A 20,456-nucleotide genomic window follows, 5' to 3' on the forward strand; every position below is an offset into this window, starting at 1 on the left:
CAGTCGACGAAAGTATAGGGCGTGCGGCACGATCAACGGCTCACTGCCGCAACCTCCGGAACGAGCGGCGGCGCACTGCGCGACGCCGCCTGCAACGCGCATTCGACGAACCGGCGCGGCAGCAGCGAGGCGTTCGAGCGCAGCGCCACCAGCATGCGGCTTTCGGCATCCGGCGTCTCCAGCGGCTTCGCCACCACGTTCATCACGCCGGCCTGCTGGTAGCATGAGGGCAGGATCGAGAGCCCGATCCCTGCTGCAACGAGACTGAGCACGGTGCGCAGCTCATGCGCCTCCTGCACCACCCGCGGCGCGAAGCCCGCGCGCCGGCACAGCATCGCGGCCTGGTCGCCGACGCCGCAGCCGCTCTCGGCCATGCCGACGAATTCATGCTCGGCCAGGTCGGCCATCTCGAGTGCGCCTTTCGCACCGGCGAGCGGATGATCGAGCGGCAGAAACACCATCAGCCGGTCGCGCCAAACCACATGGACCTGCAAATCCGCCGCCGGCCTGAAATCGAGCGGCGGCCGCATGATCGCGACATCGAGCTCGGCGTCGGCGAGCGCGCGCAGCTGCGTCGCCGTCGACATGTGCCGGAGCTCGATCTTGACCCGCGGATAGCTGGCACGGAAGCTGCGGAACAGCTCGGCGAACATGTCGAGCATCGGCACTGATCCGGTGAAGCCGACGCGGATCATGCCGGCCTCGCCGCGAGCCGCGCGGCGCACCGTCTCCGAGGCCAGGTCGAGTTCGCTGACGGCGCGCCGCGCATGTTCCAGCAGCAACTGCCCCGCCTGGGTCAGTTCCACCGCGCGCCGGGTCCGCGCCAACAGGCGGGTGCCGAGCTCCTGCTCCATCGCCTTGATCTGCGTGCTCAGCGGCGGCTGGCTGACATGCAGGCGTCTGGCGGCGCGGCTGAAGCTGAGCTCTTCGGCCACCGCGATGAAGTAACGAAGCTGCCTGTAATCCATGGCTTATTCCGATTCCCTATAAGTGAGGGGGCAAAGCGGTATTTGACCTCAAGGGGTCGTTTCCCGATCTTCGCGCGAAATCACCTGCGGTCCAAGGGACAAGAAGGGAGAAGCGCGAGAAATGCGTCAGGATCAGGCAATATCGCGCAGCGCTCGCAGCGGGTCAGCCATGCATTATCGCGGCGGGCGATAGACCATGGCCGCTCGGTTTCGCGTTCTGGTCACCGGCGACAACCTCGCCCCCGCCGCCGTCAAGATCCTCACCGAGATCGGCGCGGAGATCGTGCTGATGCGCGATGCGGTCACGCCCGAGCGCCTCACGCACGAGATGGCGACGGTGCCGACGCAGGCGATCCTGATGCGCGGCAACCCGGTATTCTCCGCCGCCGTCATCGCCGGCAATCCGCATCTGCGCGTGATCGCCAAGCACGGCGCCGGCGTCGACAGCGTCGACATCGATGCGGCAACGGCGAGGCGCGTGCTGGTGATGGTGGCGGGCGATGCCAACGCGCCCGCAGTTGCCGAGCATACCATCGCGCTGATCCTCGCGCTCGGGCGCGACGTCGTCAGCCTGAACGCGCGCACCCATGCCGGCGCCTGGGACCGCGCCACCTATCGCGGCCGTGAAATCCGCGGCCGCACGCTTGGCCTGGTCGGCTTCGGCCGCATCGCCCGGCATGTCGCGCGCGCGGCGGCCGCACTCGGCATGAGCGTCGTCGCGCTCGGCCGCAGCAAGGGCCGCGTCGATCCGGCGCTGGCGCGCGAGGCCGCCGATCTCGCCGAGCTGCTCGCAGTCTCCGACATCGTCAGCCTGCACGCGCCGTTGACCGATGCGACGCGCGGCATGATCGATGCGGCGCGGCTCGCGGCCATGAAGCCCGGCGCCATCCTGATCAACACGGCGCGCGGTGCGCTGGTCGACGAGGACGCGCTCCGCGCGGCGCTCGCAAGCGGCCATCTCGCCGGCGCCGGCCTCGACACGCTGGCGGAAGAGCCGCCGGCCAAGGACCGGCCGATCCTGCAGGCGCCGAACCTGATCGTGACGCCGCATATCGCCGCGCAAACCGGCGCATCGATTACGCGGACCGGCGTCGAGGCCGCGCGCAACATCGCAGCCGTGCTGACCGGCGGCGAAATCGATCGCGGCAATGTGGTGAACCCGGCGGCGCTGGACCCGCCTTAGCTCTTTCCAGCAACGGCCCGACACAAGAGGCCGGCATCATCACGAGGAAACGAACATGAATCTGGGGTGGCTGTCGAAACTGTCCGCCGTCGAACGCAAGACATTCTTCGCCGCCTTCGGCGGGCTCGCACTCGACTCGATGGACACCACGATCTACGCGCTGGTCACGCCGGCGCTGATCGCAACCCTGAGCCTGTCGCGGCCCGACGCCGGCATCCTCGCGTCGAGCTCGCTGATCGGCACCGCGATCGGCGGCTGGATCGCCGGCATTGCCGCCGACCGGTTCGGCCGGGTCCGCGTCCTGCAATTCACCATCCTGCTGGTTGCGGTCTCGACCTTTGCCGCCGCATTCGCCGACGGCTTCTGGTACCTGCTGGTCGCACGCGCCATCCAGGGCATGGGCTATGGCGGCGAGGCCGCGGTCGGCGCGGTGCTGGTCGCCGAAGTGGTTTCGGCCGGCATGCGCGGCCGCGTTGCGGCTGCGATCCAGAGCGGATACGCCGTCGGCAACGCGCTGTCGGTGGCGGCATTTCCGGTCATCTTCGGCTGGCTGTCGCAAGACATCGCCTGGCGCGTGTTCTTCGCGATCGGAATCCTGCCCGCTTTGCTGGTGTTCTTCGTTCGCCGCTTCGTGCCGGAATCCGCGATCTTCGCCGAAGAGAAGGCACAACGCACCGCGTCGGCGTCGCACGGCTTCTGGACCATCTTCACCGGCGAGCATCTGTTCAAGACGCTGGTCGCGACGTTCTTCACCACAGGCACGCTCGGCGCGGCCTATGTGATGATCACCTGGCTGCCGACCTATCTGCAGACCGGCTTGCACCTGCCCGTCACGCACACCGCCGGCTATCTCGCGGTCAACATCTTCGGATCGTTCGTCGGACCGATCGCATTCGGCCTGATTGCCGACCGGATCGGCCGCCGCAAGGGTTTCATGCTGTTCCTGGTCTGCCAGGCGCTGAACGTCGCCGCCTACACCCAGGCGCCGATCGGCCAAGGCATCACCATCATCCTCGGCTTCTTCCTCGGCGCGTTGCAGGCGGGCCTCGCCTCCGGCCTGATGCCGACCTTTGCCGAGCTGTTCCCGACCAACATCCGCGCCAATGGCGCCGGCTTTGCGCTCAGCGCCGGACGCGGCCTCGGCTCGATCGTGCCGGCGACCGTCGGCATCCTCTCGGCGCGGATGCATCTCGGCGATGCCATGGCGATCTGCGCGATCTGCGGCTACGCCGCCGCCTTCTGCGCGGCGTTGCTGCTGCCCGAGCAGCAGGGCATCGACCTCAGAACGATGGCGGCAGGCGCAGCTCCGGATGGCGCCGAACGGCCGTCTGCCGGGCGCGGGGCCATGCCCCCCAACACCATCCGAAATGGCGTCGCGACCCAATGAACGCCATCACAATGAACGGGAGATTGCAATGAACGGCGCGTCCGTCAGCGAGCTCGAACGACAAACCATCCGCCGCGTCTATTGGCGGCTGATCCCGATCCTGTTCGCGATGATGTTCTTCAACTATCTCGATCGCATCAATCTCGGCTATGCCGGGCTGACCATGAACAAGGATCTCGGCCTCAGCCCGGCGATCTTCGGCTTCGCGGCCAGCATCTTCTTCCTCGGCTACATGGTGCTCGAGGTGCCGAGCAATCTGATGCTGCACTGGCTCGGGGCGCGAATCTGGCTGGCGCGCATCCTGATCACCTGGGGGCTCGTCGCCACGCTGACCGCCTTCGTCTGGAATCCGCTCAGCCTCTACGTGATGCGCTTCGGCCTCGGCGTCGCCGAAGCCGGCTTCATGCCGGGCGTCGTGCTGTACCTCACCTACTGGTTCCCGGCGCGCTATCGCGCCCGCGCGGTGGCCGGCTACATCATCGCCGGCTCGTTCTCGGCGGTGTTGGGCGGGCCGATCTCGACCAGCATCATGACCTTCCTCGACGGCGCGGCCGGCCTGCATGGCTGGCAATGGATGTTCATCGCCGAGGGCGTGCCGACCATTCTGCTCGGCCTGTTCACGCTCTATTATCTGACCGACCGTCCCGCCAAGGCAAGCTGGCTGAGCAAGGAGCAGGCGGCCTGGCTGGAGGGCGAGCTCGCCGCCGAACGGGCCGAGATCGAACGACAGGGGCAGCACAGGGTGATCGAATGCGTGCTCGATATCCGGGTCTGGCTGTTGGCGGCGCTGTTCGGCTGCGCGCTGGTCGGCATCTACGGCCTGTTGCTGTGGCTGCCGCAGATCATCAAGGGCATGGGCGATCTCAGCAACATCCATGTCGGCTTCCTCTCGGCGGTCCCGCCGCTGCTCGGCGTCGTCGGCACCATCGTGGTCAGCCGCAGCTCGGACAAGACCGGCGACCGCAAGTTTCATCTGGCCGCCGTCTATCTGCTCGCCGCGGTCGCGATGCTCGGCAGCGCTTATGTCGCAAGTCCGGTGCTGGCCTTCGTGTTCCTCTGCATCGTCGGCTTCAGCCTGAATGCCGGCAATCCGCTGTTCTGGAGCATCAATGCCTCGCTGTTGACCGGCGCGGCGGGCGCCGCCGCGATCGCCATGGTCAACACGCTGGCGCAGTTCGGCGGGCTGATCGGACCGTGGTGCATCGGCCTGATCAAGGACTCCACCGGAAGCTTCTCCTGGGCGCTGGTCGGCATCGCCGGCTTCCTGCTCATCGCCTCCGCCATCGCCGCCACCATGCGCGTCAAACCGCGCGAGACGGAATTGACGGACGCGATCCCGTCATCCGTTGACACACTGACCACCTCGTAAGGAAGCAACCATGATCATCGACTGTCACGGCCACTACACCACCGAGCCGGCCAAGCTGCAGATCTTCCGCGACAAGCAGCTCGCCGGCCTCGCCGACAAATCGCGCCGTCCGCTCACCACCAATCTCGGCATCACCGACGACGAGATCCGCAGTAGCGTCGAGGGCGCACAGCTCCGTTTGCAGAAGGAGCGCGGCACCGACGTCACCATCTTCTCGCCGCGCGCCGCCGGCATGGCGCATCATGTCGGCAAGGAAGCCACCAGCCGCGAATGGACCACGATCTGCAACGACCTCGTGCACCGGGTCTGCACCCTGTTTCCGCAGAACTTCGTCCCGGTCTGCCAGCTGCCGCAGAGCCCGGGCGTCACGCCTGCGAACTGCATCGAGGAGCTGGAGCGCTGCGTGACCCAGCTCGGCTTCGTCGGCTGCAACCTCAATCCGGATCCCGCCGGCGGCTATTGGTGCGACCCACCGTTGACCGACGAATGGTGGTATCCACTGTACGAGAAGATGGTCGAGCTCGACGTGCCGGCGATGGTCCATGTTTCCTCGTCCTGCAATCCCTGCTTCCACGGCACCGGCGCGCATTACCTCAACGGCGACACCACCGCCTTCATGCAGTTCCTGACCTCGGACCTGTTCAAGCGCTTCCCGACCCTGCGGTTCATCATCCCGCATGGCGGCGGCGCGGTGCCCTATCACTGGGGCCGCTACCGCGGCCTCGCGCAGGACATGAAGCTGCCGCCGCTGTCGGAGCATCTGTTGAAGAACGTGTTCTTCGACACCTGCGTCTATCATCTGCCCGGCATCGAACTGTTGACCCGGGTGATCCCGGTCGAGAACATCCTGTTTGCCTCGGAAATGGTCGGCGCGGTGCGCGGCATCGATCCCGAGACCGGGCATCATTTCGACGACACCCGCCGCTACATCGATGCATTGCCGTTGAGCGCGGCAGACAAGGCCAAGATCTTTGAAGGCAACGCCCGCCGCGTCTATCCTCGCCTCAACGCCCATCTCGACCGCCGTGCGCACTGAACGGCCGCGGCACACTTTCCTCTAACCCCTCATCCTGAGGAGCCCGCAGGGCGTCTCGAAGGATGCAGGCCACCGACGGGGCCTCATGGTTCGAGACGCGCGTTCCGCGCTCCTCACCATGAGGGTCTAACCAAGCAGCAAGACCGAGAACCGACTTCAAGCAATCAATCTCCCGGAGAAAACCGATGGCCATAGGATTTGCAATTCACAAGGCGAAGCGGAAAGTCTCGCCCGACCTGGTCGCGCGCTACCGCCGGCTTCCGGTCGCCAATATCAGCGATTCGATGTCGCGGATCGCGGGCACCAACCGGCTGCGGCCGATGCACAAGGGCGGCTGGCTCGGCGGCCCGGCGCTGACCGTGAAGACCCGGCCCGGCGACAATCTGATGGTGCACAAGGCGATCGACCTGGCGCAACCGGGCGACGTGATCGTGGTCGATGCCGGCGGCGTGCTGGTCAACGCCATCATCGGCGAGATCATGTCGACGCTGGCCGAGAAGAAGGGCGTCGCGGGTTTCGTGATCGACGGCTCGATCCGCGATGCCGGCGCGATCCGTACCGGCTCGTTCCCGGTGTTCGCCGCCGGCGTCGCCCATCGCGGCCCCTACAAGGACGGCCCGGGCGAGATCAATTGCGCGATCTCGATCGACGGCATGATCGTCGAGCCCGGCGACCTGATCGTGGCCGACGACGACGGCGTGCTCTGCGTGCCCTATGACGACGTCGAGGCGATCTGCAAGCTGACCGAGGCCAAGAAGGCGACTGAGGAGAAGGCGATCCAGCAGATTCTCGCAGGCACCAGCGACCGCCGCTGGGTCGACGAGGCCCTGCAGCGGCTCGGCTGCGAGTTCAAGGACTGACATGATACCGCTGCCCAAGAGGTGGGAATGCCTACCTCTTGGGCAGCAACCGGCGAAACGTCACTGGAATCCCCTGATCAGCGGCCCATGACGCCTCACGGCGCCGAGCATCGGGAATTTTTCCCGATCGAACCGGGAAAGAATCCCGCCCGCTCGGGACTGATCTTGTTTGCCAAAGCCACAGCGCTCCCGCAGTCTGAAAGCCAAGGGTCGCAAAGGTTCGTCGGGGATAAAAGCGAACCGCGACCATGGGGTGGGCGTCATGGCTGGTACGGTGTTGCGTACGGCAACACGATTTTTATCCGAGTCGGCCGCCGCGCGCGGCGCTGCGGCCATACTCACCGCCATCGGGGCCGTAGCGCCGCTGACGATCGCGCATGCCCAGGCCCCCGCCCCTGCCGAGCTGCCGCCGGTCAACGTCATTGCCCCCTCGCCCCTGTCCGGCACGCGCAGCATCAAGCCCGCCTCCCGGCCGGCGGCGCGCCCCACACGGACCGCGCGGACGCGCGCCGCGCCGGTTCAAACCGCAGCCGCACCGGAAGGCGGGGCCGGGGTCCCCGGCCCCTCCGACCGCGACTCCAGCCTGATCGATCGCGACAAGGTTCCGTCCAACACCGAGGTGCTGACCTCGGCGGACTTCAGTCGCAACTATTCGACCAACTTCCTGGATTCGGTGAACCGCAAGCTGCCCGGCGTCACGCTCACCGACCAGACCGGCAATCCGTTCCAGCGCAATCTCGACTACCGCGGCTTCGTCGCCTCGCCGGTGCAGGGAACGCCCCAGGGCATTGCGGTCTATCAGAACGGCGTCCGCATCAACGAATCCTGGGGCGACGTGGTCAACTGGGACTTCATCCCGGAGAAGGCCATCGACAGCGTCGCATTGTTTCCCAACAACCCGGTGTTCGGCCTCAACGCGATCGGCGGCGCGCTCAGCATCCAGATGAAGAACGGCTTCACCTATCAGGGTGCAGAAGCCGAGGCGTTCGGCGGCTCCTACGGCCGCGTGCAGGGTAGCGTGCAGGCCGGCGGCCAGAAGGACAACGTCTCGGCCTACGCCGCGTTCGAATCCGCCTATGACCGCGGCTGGCGCGACCATGCCAACTCCTCGCACGTCAATCGGATGTATGTCGACATCGGCGCTCGCAACGACCAGACCGAATTCCACGTCAACTTCAGCGGCGCCGACAACCTGCTCGGCAATGTCGTGGCAACGCCGATTCAGATGCTCAACCAGCGCTGGTCGAGCGTCTACACCTGGCCGCAATCGACGTTGCTGCAGCTCGCCTTCGTCAACGCGACGCTGAGCCATAATTTCTCGGACACCTGGTCGTTCCAGGGCAACGCCTATTTCCGCGGCTTCCGGCAGTCGCATATCGACGGCAACGGCACCAATGTGCAATCGTGCGAAGGGGGGGCCAGCCTGTGCATCGGCGACGGCCTTCCGATTTTTGGCTCCGCGGGAGGCCCGTCCGTTCCGAACACGCTGGGCGACGCTTTCCTCGGTGAACTCGACCGCAACCGGGCTGCCACCAACAGCTTCGGCGGCACAGCGCAGCTCACCAACTCCGACAGGCTGTTCGGACACGACAACCACGTCGTGATGGGCGTTAGCGTCGACCACGGCAACACAAAATTCACGGCGGCCAGCGAACTCGCAACGATCGATCCCAGCAACCTGTTCGTGACCGGCACCGGCGTCTTCATCAACCAGCCCGACGCCGGCCTGAGCCCGGTCGATCTGCGCGCCACCAACACCTATGCCGGCGTCTATCTCACCGACACTTTCGACGTGACGAACAAATTCTCGGTCACTGCGGGTGGGCGGTTCAACTTTGCTCAGATCGATTTGCAGGACCAGACCGGGACCAATCCGCTGCTCACCAGCAGCAACAGCTTTCAGCGATTCAATCCGGTGATCGGCGGCACCTACAAGATCACGCCGAACCTCACCGCCTATGCCGGCTATTCGGAAGCCAACCGCGCGCCGACACCGCTGGAGCTCGGCTGCTCCGATCCCAACCACCCCTGCATGATCGACAGCTTCCTGGTATCCGACCCGCCGCTCAAGCAGGTGGTCGCGCACACCGTCGAGGCCGGCCTGCGCGGCAGCTGGGGCCGCGATGCCAGGACCGGCATGCTGAGCTGGGGACTGGGTGTCTTCCGGACTCTGTCGGACGACGACATCATCGAAGTGGCAAGCCCGCTCGGCGTCAACAATTTCGGCTTCTTCCAGAATGCCGGGCAGACCTTGCGGCGAGGCATCGAGGCCAAGCTCGACTATCGCATCGATCGCTGGAACGCCTACGCCAACTACACCTATGTCGACGCGACCTACCGAAGCGCGATCACGCTGTCCTCGCCGAACAATCCGAACGCCCTGACCAACGACGCCGGCGCGGAATTTGTCAACGTCAATCCGGGTGACCACATCCCGGGCATTCCAGCACACCGCTTCAAGGCCGGCGTCGACTACAACGTGACCGATGCATGGAAGCTCGGCGCCGACGTCAACGTCGTCGGCAGCCAGTGGATCATCCATGATGACACCAACCAGAGTCCGAAGGTGCCGGCCTACTCGGTCGTCAATCTGCACACCTCGTATCAGATCACGCCGAACATCGAGGTGTTCGGCCTGATCAACAACGTGTTCAACCAGCACTATTATCTGAGCGGCGCGTTCTATCAGACCGGCGGCTTTGCCAGTGCCGGCTCGGCTCCGAACCTGATGGCGCAACTGAGCGATCCCCGCACCTTCGTACCCGGCATGCCGCTCGCGGCTTACGCCGGCATCAGGGCGAAGTTCTGAGGCCGGCGAGCGGGAATTTTTCCCGATCGCGAAGCTGGAAATCTTCCCGACAGCTGCTGAAAACAATCCCGGACGCTCGGGACAAATCTTGTTTGCCAAGCCTGTGCCGCTCCCGCAGTCTTCAGATGCAGGGTTCGACGGGGACAACTGCGAACCGAAGGTTTAGGGGCGGAGCGTCATGGCTGGTACGTTGTTGCGTACGGCAACACGATATTTGTTGTCTTCATCTCATACCGGCGGAACGGCAGCCGTGCTGGCCGTCCTTGCAGTCGCGCCGCCAACGATCCTGCACGCCCAAACGGCGGCCGCGCCGGCCGCAACCGAGCTGCCGCCCGTCACCGTGATCGCCACCTCGCCGTTGTCAGGCACCCGCAGCATCAAGCCCGCGTCTCGGCCGGTGGCGCGGACATCGCGAACCGCGCGAATCCGCGCCGCGCCGGCGCAGACCGCGGCGGCGCCGGAAGGCAGCACCGGAATGCCCGGCCCCTCCGACCGCGACTCCAGCCTGCTCGACCGCGACAAGATCCCGTCCAACACCGAAGTGCTGACCTCGGCGGATTTCAGCCGCAACTATTCGACCAACTTTTTGGACTCGGTGAACCGCAAGCTGCCCGGCGTCACGCTCACCGATCAGACCGGCAATCCGTTTCAGCGCAGTCTCGACTATCGCGGCTTCACCGCCTCGCCGGTGCAGGGCACGCCGCAGGGCATCGCGGTCTATCAGAACGGTGTGCGCATCAACGAGTCCTGGGGCGACGTGGTCAACTGGGACTTCATCCCGGAGAAGGCCATCGACCAGGTTTCGCTGGTTCCCAACAACCCGGTGTTCGGCCTCAACGCAATCGGCGGCGCGCTCAGCATTCAGATGAAGAACGGCTTTACCTATCAAGGTATCGAGGCTGAAACGTTCGGCGGCTCCTACGGCCGCGTGCAGGGCAGCGTGCAGGCCGGCGGCCAGAAGGACAACATCTCGGCCTATGCAGCATTCGAATCCGCCTATGACCGCGGCTGGCGCGACTATGCCAATTCCTCGCACGTCAACCGCATGTATGTCGACATCGGCGCGCGTAACGACCAGACCGAATTCCACATCAACTTCACCGGCGCCGACAATCTGCTCGGCAATGTCGCGGCGACGCCGGTCGAGATGCTCAACCAGCGCTGGTCGAGCGTCTACACCTGGCCGCAATCGACACTGCTGCAGCTCGCCTTCGTCAACGCGACGCTGAACCATACGATTTCGGACACCTGGTCGTTCCAGGGCAACGCCTATTTCCGCGGCTTCTGGCAGTCCCATGTCGACGGCAACGGCACCGACGTCGAAGGATGCAACAGGGGGCGCAACCTGTGCATCGACGGCAACAACGACAATGACCCGATCTACGGTCCGGTCGGCGGTCCGCCGGTCCCCAATACGCTCGGCACCGTCTTCCTTGGCGAGCTCGACCGCAACCGGGTCGACACCAAGAGCTTCGGCGGCACGGCGCAGCTCACCAACACCGACCAGCTGTTCGGCCACGACAACCACGTGGTGATGGGCGTCAGCGTCGACCACGGCTTCACCAAGTTCAATGCCAGCAGCGAATTGGGCACGGTCGACCAGAACCTGTTCGTGACCGGCACCGGCATCTTCATCAACCAGCCCGACGCCGGCCTCAGCCCGGTCGACCTGCACGCCAGCAACACCTATGCCGGCGTCTATCTCACCAACACCTTCGACGTGACCGACAAATTCTCGATCACCGCCGGCGGACGGTTCAACTTCGCCCAGATCGATCTGCAGGACCAGACCGGGACCAACGACCTGCTCAACAGCAGCAACCACTTCCAGCGCTTCAACCCGGTGATCGGCGGCACCTACAAAATCACGCCGAACCTCACCGCCTATGCCGGCTATTCGGAAGCCAACCGCGCACCGACGCCGCTCGAGCTCGGCTGCTCCGATCCCAACCATCCCTGCATGATCGACAGCTTCCTGGTGGCCGATCCGCCGCTCAAGCAGGTGGTGTCGCATACCGTCGAGGCCGGCCTGCGCGGCAGCTGGGGCCGCGACGCCAGAACCGGCATGCTGAGCTGGGGGCTGGGCGCGTTCCGCACCTTGTCCGACGACGACATCATCCAGGTGGCGAGCCCGCTTGGCGTCAACAATTTCGGCTTCTTCCAGAATGCCGGGCAGACCTTGCGGCAGGGCATCGAGGCCAAGCTCGACTACCGCGTCAATCGCTGGAACGCCTACGCCAGCTACACCTATGTCAACGCGACCTATCAAAGCGCGATCACGCTGTTCTCGCCGAACAATCCGAACGCGGTAACCGATCCGAACAATTCGGATGTCTCCTATGTCAACGTCAAGCCGGGCGACCAGATCCCGGGCATTCCCGCGCACCGCGTCAAGGCCGGTGTCGACTACAACGTCACCGATGCGTGGAAGGTCGGCGCCGACGTCAACGTCGTCGGCAGCCAGTGGATCATCCATGACGACACCAACCAGAGCCCGAAGATCCCGGCCTATTCCGTCGTCAATCTGCACACCTCGTATCAGATCACCCCGAACATCGAGGTGTTCGGTCTGATCAACAACGTTTTCAACCAGCGTTATTATCTGAGCGGCGCGTTCTACGAGACCGGCGGCTTCGCCAGCACGACGCGCGGCGTCACCAACCTGATGGCCCAGCTCAGCGATCCCCGCACGTTCGTGCCCGGCATGCCGCTCGCCGCCTATGCCGGCATCAGGGCGAAGTTCTAGGCTTGAAGCTAGCGGCCGCCGAACAGGACCGACTGGCCGGGCAACAATTGCGAATGAATGTCGCTGTCCATCCGCTCCGCCCCCTGCTGGGTGAAGCTGGCCCCAAGCGACAGGGTGACATTCGAGGTCGGGCGGAACTCGACACCCGCCCGCGCCGAATAGCCGGCGTTGACGCCGGGATTGCCGCTGAACGGCGCCGCCGGTCCGCCGGCGCCGGGCGGATTGTATTTCAGGCTGTCGAAGCCGGCGAAGAAGGTCACGGGCGTGTTGCCGACACCCTTGAAATTGTAGCCGACCTGCGCGCCCTGATAGTCCAGCGAACCGAACGCCGCCGATTGGCCGAGCGCGCTCCAGCCGGCACGACCGCCTTCGCTGCCGACGAACCAGCCGTCCGGCCGCCCGTTCAGATACGCGGCGCCGCCCTGCGCGCTGGTCGCGTCAAAACCCGGAAAATTGCCGTAGGTGTCCGCCTTCTGGCCGTCCGCCAGGCTGCCGCCGAAGCCGAACAGCGAGCCCGGCGTCCAGTAGCGCACCGGGCCGGCCTGCGCATGGGCCTGCTGGCCGCCGAGGCACAGCACCAATAGTGGAATTGCGAGGCCAAGTTTGCTTACGAAAGCGGACATCAGCTTACCGTCATGTGGTTGTCGATCATACCCTTCTGAGGTCGAGAATGCCAGCGCACGACCTCCAGCAGGACGCAACAGACTAGTGCTGGCGCCCCTCGCCATGGAGCGATCGCTCGCGGAAACATTGCTGTCGGGGACCGGCGTCCCGTGCCGGCCGCGATGTGGCAAAATCGTCCGATCGCCTGGAAATTGATCACCTCGCCCAGCAATGCGGATTGACAGCCCAGCACGTTTTCGAAACTGTGCGACACCGCGTCGCAGCTGCCATCCGTAGGTCTTGTGACCTCCCGACGCGGGAATGGCGTCGACATGAAGTGGTTTCGTTCGAACATCAGGCATGGGGCTCGGCTCGCGCTGCTGGCGCTGTCGATCCAGTTCGTGCTGTCGTTCGGGCATTTCCACGCCATTGCAGCGGCGCTGGCGCCGACGTCGTTCGCGGCGCATGTCGAGCGCGCCTCGCGCAACGCACCAGCTTCGAATCCGGATTCCGACCAGGCCGCGGATCTTTGCGCGATCTGCGCCGTCGTGGCGATGGTCAATTCGGCCGTACCGGCACCGGCATTGCCGCCGCTGCAACTGCCGAATGCTGCCGGTCTGCTCTGTTGGCAGATCGACAATTATGCGGCCCCGGTCGAGATCGGCCGGCACCACTATCAGCCGCGCGCGCCTCCGGTCGCCTGAATTCCCCGCACGACTGAACGTCGAACGCGGCCATGGATCGGCTGGCGTTTGATCAATCGGAATTGGGCCGTCGTAAAGCGACGGCGGGCTCGACCGCGTCCTGTTCGGACGGATCGGATCGCGGCCTCATGAGATCGGGAACCAATATGTCAGGCACTATCCGACGACACGCGGCCGCCGGTGCGGCTTCGCTGATCGCCTGCGGGATCAATGGCACCGCATTCGCGCAGACGACGGCGCCGACCACCACCCTGCCCGACATCACGGTGACGGCGCCGCAGCACCACAACGCGCCATCAGGGCCAAAAAAGCCGAACACCCGCGTAGCTGCCGGCGGCGGCCACCGCGCGCGACGAGCCGGCACGGTCTCGGCGACGCCGGAATCTCCAGAGCAGACCCAGGCGCAGGCCATCGCAGGCCAGAACGAACGGCTCGACCAGGCGCGCGCCGCGCTGCTCGCGCCGACCGGCGCCGGCAGCTATCAGATGAGCCAGCAGTTCCTTCAGTCACTGCCGCAGGGCACCAACACCACGCTCGACAAGGCGCTGCTGCAGGCGCCGGGCGTATCGCAGGATTCGGCCGCCAGCGGCGAACTGCATGTCCGCAACGAGCACGCCAACCATGCAATACCGCATCAACGGAATCATGCTGCCGGACGGCGTCGGCGCCTTCGGCCAGATCATCGACACCGGGATCGTCGGCAGCATGGCGCTCATCACCGGCGCGCTGCCCGCGCAATACGGCCTGCGCACCGCCGGCGTGCTCGACATCCAGACCAAGACCGACGCCTTCAACAATTCCGGCAGCGTGAGCGTCTATGGCGGCAGCCACGGCAATTTCACCACCAGCGTCGACTATGGCGGCACGGTCGGACAGACGCAGTACTACGTCTCCGGCCGCTATTTCGGCAGCGACGTCGGCATCGAGAACCCGACGCCGGCCTACAGCGCCATCCACGACCGCACCGATCAGGAGAAAGGCTTTGCCTATGTCTCGACCGCGATCGACTCGACCAGCCGGCTGACCTATATCGGCGGCGTCTCCAACGGCAACTATCAGATCCCCAACAATCCCGGGCAGCCGCCGGCCTTCACCGCCTACGGCGTCTCCAACTTCGATTCCGCACTGCTCAACGAGCGGCAGCGGGAGTTCAACCAGTTCAACGTCGTGGCCTATCAAAAATCCGGCGACGGCTTCGACTACCAGGTCGCCTATTTCAACCGCTACAGCCAGCTGCACTTCATGCCCGACCCGGTCGGCGACCTCGTCTTCAACGGCGTCGCCTCCGACGTCTATCGCCAGAGCTTCGTCAACGGCATCCAGGAGGACACGTCCTACCGGCTCGGCTTCGCGCACACGCTGAAATTCGGCATGTCGTTCAGCGCCGAACGCACGCTGGTCAACAACGGCTCGACCGTGCTGCCGCTCGACGATTCCGGCAATCCGATCGATGCGCCGCTCTCGGTGTTCGATTCCAGCGCCAAGACCGGATACCTGTTCTCCACCTACATCGCCGACGAGTGGAAGATCACCAACCAGCTGACGCTCAACGCGGGCCTGCGCTTCGACCAGATGTGGCAATATGTCGATGCCAACCAGCTGAGCCCCAGGATCAGCCTGACCTGGAAGCCTTTCGATGGCACAACCTTCCATGCCGGCTATGCGCGCAACTTCACGCCGCCCGAGCAGGTGCTGGCGGCGCCGACCAACCTCGCGCTGGTGCAGAACACCACGGCGCAACCGGGCGTCACCGCCAATGATCCGGTGCTACCGGAGCGCTCGCACGTGTTCGACATCGGCGTCACGCAAAAAGTTGCTGCGATCCCCGGCCTCGAGGTCGGCATGGACGCCTATTACAAGATCGCGACCGACCTGCTCGACGACGGTCAGTTCGGCCAGGCCTATGTCCTGACCGCCTTCAACTATGCCAAGGGCACCAATGAAGGCGTCGAGCTGAAAGCGCGCTACGACCACGACAATCTGCATCTCTACGGCAATGTCGCAATCGCACGGCAAGTCGCCACCCAGGTCGTGTCGAACCAATATCTGTTCGATCCGGACGAGCTCGCCTATATCGCCAACAATTACGTCAACACCGACCACGCCCAGACGCTGACCGCATCGGTCGGCGGCTGGTATCAATGGCACGACACCAAGTTCAGCGCCTCGATGATCTACGGCTCGGGCCTGCGCGACGGCTTCGCCAACACCGGCACGGTGCCGGCCTATACGCAGGTCAATCTCGGCGTCTCGCACGACTTCACCATCGTCGCGCCGAACAAGCCGACCACGCTGCGCTTCGACGTCGTCAATCTGTTCGACACCGTCTACCAGATCCGCGACGGCTCCGGCATCGGCGTGTTCGCCCCGCAATACGGCCCGCGCCGCGGCTTCTACGCCGGCATCACGCAGAAGTTCTAGCCTTACTGCGTCATAATCCTGCCTCCGCCGTCATTGCGAGGAGCTCGCGACAAAATTGCAAAGCAATTTTGCGCTGAAGCGACGAAGCAATCCATCCAACCGCGTTTGCGGGCCGATGGATTGCTTCGCGGAGCCTGTCATCGGGCGCGCATTCGCGCGACCCGTTGGCTCGCAATGACGGCCAGATTCGTTCACGGCCTCTCGGGATCGGCCGAAACAGCGCTTGTGACGCAGTAGGACTAGTAAGGCCTGCTGTCTGGATGCGGAGCATTGAGAGTATTGCTCCGAGAGCAATATTTACCATTGTACCGAGCCTTGCACCGCACCATATCTAGCTCATCGAACGCATTGCACCGGGCCAAATATCAAGCCGAGCCCGGTGCAAGACGAATGGAGACAACTGAAATGGAGTTCAATTACCTCGATACGTTCCTGGCATTCCTCGGAATGACCATCGGACTGGTCTCGGTGGCACCCCGCCTGTTCTTTCAGCCCAAGGTCGAGCGCAAGCGCGCAACGAGGACAATCCCGACCCGCCGCTAACAGCGAGCGATGATGCGCCGCGGCTCCTGCGCCGGCATCATGCAGAGGTTCTGGGGCGTGTACTCATAAATCCGTTTCCCGCGTGCGCGGGGGGATCGCGAGGTCCGGATCAAAAGCCGACAGCGCCAGGCTCGGGGGCGCGGGTCCGCTTTGCCCATAGAAAGCTGACATCCCGGTTTGAGTACGCGCCCTCGCTTGCAGCGAGCAGTTTCTCTTTCAGCAGCGCGGTGAGCCAATCGGCAAACACTTGCGGCCGCCGCGACAAATGCTGGCAGTGCGGACAGAGCTGCCGAGAAGCATCCTGCGGCCATCCTTCGAGACGCCCGCCTCTGGCGGGCTCCTCACAGGGTGACGGAATTGGCTTGCTCAGCGTCATCACCCGCGCATGCGGGTGATCCAGTATTCCAGAGACGGCTGTGCTTGAGCCGATAAGTCGCGGCGTACTGGGTCGCCCGGTCGAGCCGGGCGACGACAACAGTGGATGAGGACAAAGCTTCACATCCTCTCAGGACGACGGCTTGTTTTGCTGCACAATAGTAGACCCTCATGGTGAGGAGCGCCGCTTGCGGCGCGTCTCGAACCACGAGGCCAAGTTACCTCCGCAGCCGCCGAAGGGTCATATGCGATTGCCCTAGTTGTGGATGCGCGGCCGGCCAGACCATCCCGGTCAACGGCGGCTACACCACGAAGTGACGTCGCCGTTCCCGGCATGCACGCGCCATTCATTGCAGGGGGATCAGACCACCGGCGGCATTTGACCGCCGGTTTGGCCGGCGATATCTTTCGCCGGCTGGGCCCTTCGCAGTGACGATCTGTTCGAGGCGCACATGGAATGGTCGACCAGGCCGGTCCGTCCGGATCAGCCCTTCGGCAGCTGGGCAGACGACCTCGCGGCCGCCTTCGTGCGACTGGAGCCGCGCAGGATTGCCGAAGAATCCTTTGCGGGCGCGATCTGCAAGGTCGATGCCGCGCCGCTGCAGATATCGCGGGTCACGGCGAGCGGACACATCGTGCACCGGCTCGCCTCGCATATCGCTGCGAGCAGCGACGACGTCTGCTTCGTCAACCTCCAGCTCGAAGGCCTGGGGCGCACCTCGCAGCGCGGCCATGAGCAGATCTCTGCCCCCGGCGATCTTGCGGTTGCCGATACGACGCAGCCGTTCGAGATCGCGCACCGGTATCACTTCGAGCTGTTCTGCTTTGCGGTGCCGCGGCGCCTGTTGCCGGAGGCGCTGTTCGATCGCCCCCGGCTCGGCCTGTCCGCGACCGAAACCGGCCGCGCGCTGTCGCGGACGCTGGCGAGCTATGCCGAGCTCTGCCTGAGCGGCCGCCAACCCGCGACAACCTCGGCGATGCTCGGCACGCACATCGCCGAGCTGATCGCGCACGCCCCCGATATCCTCGCCGATCTATCGGCCGAGCGCGTGCATGTGCCGGTGCTGCTGTCTGTCATGCTCGACCATATCGCCCGCCACAGCGACGACCCCGAGCTCGGCGCACTCGCGCTGGCGAGAAAATTCCGCTGCTCCGAGCGCTACGTGCATCGCCTGTTTGCAGCCACCGGCCGCTCCGTCGGCGAACACGTCAACGAGCAGCGGATCGCCGCCTGCACGCGTGCCCTGCTCGACCGCAGCTCTGCCCGCAAGACCATTGCCGAGATCGCCTTTGCCGCAGGCTTCCGCGACATCTCGCATTTCAACCGGCTGTTCAAGCGCTGCAACGGCCTCGCGCCGCGCGAATTCCGCCGCGCCGCCGCGCACTGAAGCGCGACGAACGTACTCGATGCATCGCCGCGCGCATCCGAAATTTTGATGCGAATCTCGCGACCTGGAAGGCTCGTAGGTTCACTCCCTACAGCACCAAGCCTATTTCCGCGAAGACCACTCGCGGCCGCCGTCCGAGCCATTCAGCATCGTGCTGTTGAAACGGACGAGCGCGGCGGTCGCAATGGCCTCCTTGATTTGGTCATCGGTCGCACCAGCGGCTTTTGCCGCTTTGGTGTGACCGTTGACGCAATATTCACACGGAATCTGTGCCGCCACAGCGAGGCCAATGAGGTGCTTGGTTTTCCCATCCAAGGCACCGGTTGGATTCATCACGGCCTGCTGTTCGTCCCAGTGCGCCTTGAATGCCTGGTCAGGAAGTGTCTGCTTCATCCATTCGGGCGCCTCCTGAGCACTGGCACCCGGTGCCGCCAAAGCCAACGACAGCGCCAAACCTGCGCTCGCAAATAGAGCTCTCATGGCCAATCTCCCTAAAATAAAGCTGCGTCAGACCAGAAAAAGCGAGGCCTGCTGAAAGGCTGCCGATGCCTGCCGACGGCATGCGCGCTACCGGTTCGTCCAAACGGGGCTTCGGCACTCTCGTCTCGGTAGCTCGCCGCAAAATTACGCGACATCCCTGGCTATGGAAAGACGTCTGTTCCGACAGGCACCAACCGATCCGTGTTGCCGCGCAGCAGCTCTGCCACATCACTCCGGTTCACTCCGCGCCAAGAAATCTGGCGCTGCGGTCCAAGATTTCCCGACCTCACCACGATAGCCATTGCCCAAGTTGCCGACACGGAGGGCATTGGCATGGCGATCGATTTCACGCTCACGGCGCAGCAGCGCGAGCTGCAACTCACCTCCCGCAAATTCGCCCGGGAGGTGCTGGCCGAGGCCAGGTCGGCCGAGTTGCTGGCAACGCCGGAGCAGCGGTTTCTCGCGACCAAACCGACCTACGAGGCGATGGTGGCGGCCGGCTATTTGCGCAAGTGCATTCCGGCGCCGGCCGGCGGCGACAATGCCGGCATGATTGACATGGCGATCCTCGCCGAAGAATTCTACAGCGTGAACCCGAGCGTGACGCTCACCATGCTCGGCAGCGTGCTCGGCCTGCTGCCGCTGCTGCTCGGCGGCACGCCGGAGCAATCCCAGCGGCTGCTGGCCCCGTTCCTGAAGACCAGCGGCGCGCCGCTGGCCGCATTCTGCTCCAGCGAGCCCGGCGGCAGCGCCAACGCCGCCTCGCCGCCGCCCGGCGAGGGCGTCCGCACCACGGCGCGGCGCGAGGGCGCCAACTGGCTGATCAACGGCCGCAAGAAATGGGTGTCCTCGGCCACCGGCTGGAATCGCGAGGGCGCCGATCTCTTGACCATCGTGTGCCGGACCGATCCGGCAGCCGCGCCGGACGCCGCGATCTCGATCATTGCCGTGCAGGGACCGGTGAGCGGGCTGGTGTTCGAACGCGCGATCGACAGTATCGGGCATCGGGCGCATCTGGTCCCGCAGTTCGGGCTCAACAATGTCACGACGCCGCAGCACAATCTGCTCGGCCAGCAGGGTGCAGGTCTCGCGCTGACCGCAGCCGCGTTCACCGGCACCGCGGCGCTGGTCGGGATCTTCGGCGTCGCGCTGATGCGCGCGGCCTTTTCGTTTGCACTTGATTTTGCCCGCAGCGAAAAGCGCGGCGGCGTTCACCCAATCATCGAGCATCAGGCGGTCGGATACGCGCTCGCCGATGCCAAGACCACGATCGAGGCGGCGCGCACGCTCAGCTGGCGCGCCTGCCACGCCCTCGACACCCAGTCGCCGGCCGCCGAGGAGCTTTCGGTGCAGGCCAAGATCTTCGGCTCGGAGGCTGCCGTGCGGGTCATCACCGATCTGATGCGGGTGGTCGGCATCGACAGCTACGACCACGAAGCGCCGTTCGGCCGGCTGCTCCAGGACGCACTCGCGCTGCCGATCTTCGACGGCGGCAATCTCGGCATCCGGCGCCGGCAACTGCACACGATGTTGAGAAGCAACGACTACAACCCGCTCGCGGCGAGCGGCGCGGCGTAGCCCGGA

The 20,456-nt window shown here is 65.0% G+C and carries 15 protein-coding genes; 12 read left to right on the top strand and 3 right to left on the bottom strand.

Translation table 11 applies throughout. From position 1 onward, the window contains the following. Positions 1 to 32 precede the first annotated feature (32 nt). The gene (locus tag ACVINW_RS02140; protein ID WP_456749775.1) at positions 33 to 968 is read right to left on the bottom strand and encodes a LysR substrate-binding domain-containing protein; all 936 of its coding nucleotides are present in this window, start codon (positions 966 to 968) and stop codon (positions 33 to 35) included. A 196-nt stretch (positions 969 to 1,164) separates the two neighbouring features. Between ACVINW_RS02140 and ACVINW_RS02145 the strand changes: the two genes are divergently transcribed. The 7 genes from ACVINW_RS02145 to ACVINW_RS02175 all read left to right on the top strand — a co-directional run bounded on the left by ACVINW_RS02145 (position 1,165) and on the right by ACVINW_RS02175 (position 12,358). Next, entirely contained in the window at positions 1,165 to 2,151 is a 987-nt protein-coding gene (locus tag ACVINW_RS02145) for a hydroxyacid dehydrogenase (RefSeq protein ID WP_456749776.1), read from the top strand. Between the two features lie 55 nt (positions 2,152 to 2,206). Continuing rightward, positions 2,207 to 3,538 carry an MFS transporter gene (locus tag ACVINW_RS02150; RefSeq protein WP_456749777.1) on the top strand — a complete coding sequence of 444 codons (1,332 nt, stop codon included), beginning with the start codon at positions 2,207 to 2,209 and terminating at the stop codon, positions 3,536 to 3,538. A 28-nt stretch (positions 3,539 to 3,566) separates the two neighbouring features. Then, positions 3,567 to 4,907: an MFS transporter gene (locus ACVINW_RS02155; protein ID WP_456749778.1), complete on the top strand. Its 1,341-nt coding sequence runs from the start codon at positions 3,567 to 3,569 to the stop codon at positions 4,905 to 4,907. Positions 4,908 to 4,917: 10 nt separating this feature from the next. Beyond that, entirely contained in the window at positions 4,918 to 5,943 is a 1,026-nt protein-coding gene (locus ACVINW_RS02160; protein ID WP_456749779.1) for an amidohydrolase family protein, read from the top strand. A gap of 185 nt (positions 5,944 to 6,128) precedes the next feature. Further along, complete coding sequence (locus ACVINW_RS02165) at positions 6,129 to 6,803, top strand: RraA family protein (RefSeq protein WP_456749780.1); 675 nt, start codon at positions 6,129 to 6,131, stop codon at positions 6,801 to 6,803. A 262-nt stretch (positions 6,804 to 7,065) separates the two neighbouring features. Further along, positions 7,066 to 9,612, top strand: a complete 2,547-nt coding sequence (locus tag ACVINW_RS02170) for a TonB-dependent receptor domain-containing protein (protein ID WP_456749781.1) — start codon at positions 7,066 to 7,068, stop codon at positions 9,610 to 9,612. A gap of 250 nt (positions 9,613 to 9,862) precedes the next feature. Beyond that, positions 9,863 to 12,358 carry a TonB-dependent receptor gene (locus ACVINW_RS02175; RefSeq protein ID WP_456749782.1) on the top strand — a complete coding sequence of 832 codons (2,496 nt, stop codon included), beginning with the start codon at positions 9,863 to 9,865 and terminating at the stop codon, positions 12,356 to 12,358. 8 nt (positions 12,359 to 12,366) lie between these two features. Here ACVINW_RS02175 and ACVINW_RS02180 read toward each other — a convergent pair whose 3' ends face one another. Continuing rightward, positions 12,367 to 12,981 carry a hypothetical protein gene (locus tag ACVINW_RS02180; protein ID WP_456749783.1) on the bottom strand — a complete coding sequence of 205 codons (615 nt, stop codon included), beginning with the start codon at positions 12,979 to 12,981 and terminating at the stop codon, positions 12,367 to 12,369. Positions 12,982 to 13,293: 312 nt separating this feature from the next. Between ACVINW_RS02180 and ACVINW_RS02185 the strand changes: the two genes are divergently transcribed. The 4 genes from ACVINW_RS02185 to ACVINW_RS02200 all read left to right on the top strand — a co-directional run bounded on the left by ACVINW_RS02185 (position 13,294) and on the right by ACVINW_RS02200 (position 18,392). Next, positions 13,294 to 13,665, top strand: a complete 372-nt coding sequence (locus ACVINW_RS02185) for a DUF2946 family protein (RefSeq protein WP_456749784.1) — start codon at positions 13,294 to 13,296, stop codon at positions 13,663 to 13,665. A 597-nt stretch (positions 13,666 to 14,262) separates the two neighbouring features. After that, positions 14,263 to 16,086: a TonB-dependent receptor gene (locus tag ACVINW_RS02190; protein WP_456749785.1), complete on the top strand. Its 1,824-nt coding sequence runs from the start codon at positions 14,263 to 14,265 to the stop codon at positions 16,084 to 16,086. Between the two features lie 405 nt (positions 16,087 to 16,491). After that, complete coding sequence (locus tag ACVINW_RS02195; RefSeq protein ID WP_456749786.1) at positions 16,492 to 16,629, top strand: hypothetical protein; 138 nt, start codon at positions 16,492 to 16,494, stop codon at positions 16,627 to 16,629. Positions 16,630 to 17,456: 827 nt separating this feature from the next. After that, positions 17,457 to 18,392, top strand: a complete 936-nt coding sequence (locus ACVINW_RS02200; RefSeq protein WP_456749787.1) for a helix-turn-helix domain-containing protein — start codon at positions 17,457 to 17,459, stop codon at positions 18,390 to 18,392. Positions 18,393 to 18,494: 102 nt separating this feature from the next. Here the strand turns inward: ACVINW_RS02200 and ACVINW_RS02205 are convergent, their stop codons facing one another. Next, positions 18,495 to 18,872 carry a carboxymuconolactone decarboxylase family protein gene (locus ACVINW_RS02205; RefSeq protein ID WP_456749788.1) on the bottom strand — a complete coding sequence of 126 codons (378 nt, stop codon included), beginning with the start codon at positions 18,870 to 18,872 and terminating at the stop codon, positions 18,495 to 18,497. 333 nt (positions 18,873 to 19,205) lie between these two features. Between ACVINW_RS02205 and ACVINW_RS02210 the strand changes: the two genes are divergently transcribed. Next, on the top strand, positions 19,206 to 20,450 hold the full coding sequence (locus ACVINW_RS02210; RefSeq protein WP_456749789.1) for an acyl-CoA dehydrogenase family protein: 1,245 nt from the start codon (positions 19,206 to 19,208) through the stop codon (positions 20,448 to 20,450). Positions 20,451 to 20,456: the final 6 nt, after the last annotated feature.

Source organism: Bradyrhizobium sp. USDA 4461 (genome assembly GCF_054055655.1).